The sequence below is a fragment of the Acetobacter musti genome (genome assembly GCF_011516835.1).
GTDB classification, from domain to species: Bacteria; Pseudomonadota; Alphaproteobacteria; order Acetobacterales; family Acetobacteraceae; genus Acetobacter; species Acetobacter musti.
The window spans coordinates 1-615 of record NZ_WOTB01000125.1 but is presented as its reverse complement, the minus strand read 5'-3'; the positions used below and the strand labels follow the sequence as shown (position 1 = coordinate 615).

Here is a 615-nt window from a genome sequence, read left to right as displayed (position 1 = left end):
TCTCACACTTGAGGCAATTTCGGGTCATTTTGTAGAATTCAGTCATCCCACAGGAGCCCGATCTGGAATATTGACGATATTCTGCTTCTGGCGGCGGGTTCTGAACGCAGTGAGGGTGTCACGGCCTGAGAAGGCAGTGTTGGTGGAAGCTATGTGGTCTGTGCACTGTCTGTTTCTTCAGATGGCCTGCCGGAGCCTTCGCAATCGTGCATGAGCGAGGGCGAATTCATGCTGACAGGGGAACATGTCCGGCATGGACAGGACAATCCGACGGACGCTGAGCGTTACACGTGTCGCGATTTTGAGCAGTCGTGCGCGTATGGTGCCACAGGTCGCCGTCTCCAGGCTGGTCTGGCCAAGGGCCAGTCTTTGCAGAGCGGTCAGCAGGACATAGGCTGCGGCCGAGAACCACAGCCGGAGCTGGTTGGCCCGGATGGTGTGGGACGAGGTCCTGTCTGAGAACAGATCCATCTGGCATTCCTTGATGCGGTTTTCCATATCCCCGCGTGCGCAGTAAATCTGTTCGTAGAGATGGCGGGGGTCGGACATTCCCTGCGGTAGCGTGGTGACAATAAAGCGATGATAGCGGTTGCCGTGGCGCCATTCGGCCTTGGC

The 615-nt window shown here is 57.4% G+C and carries 1 protein-coding gene; it reads right to left on the bottom strand.

The features are described 5' to 3' along the window. Positions 1–177 precede the first annotated feature (177 nt). A partial coding sequence (locus GOB93_RS21030) for a transposase (protein ID WP_173585285.1) occupies positions 178–615 on the bottom strand: 438 nt, incomplete at its 5' end.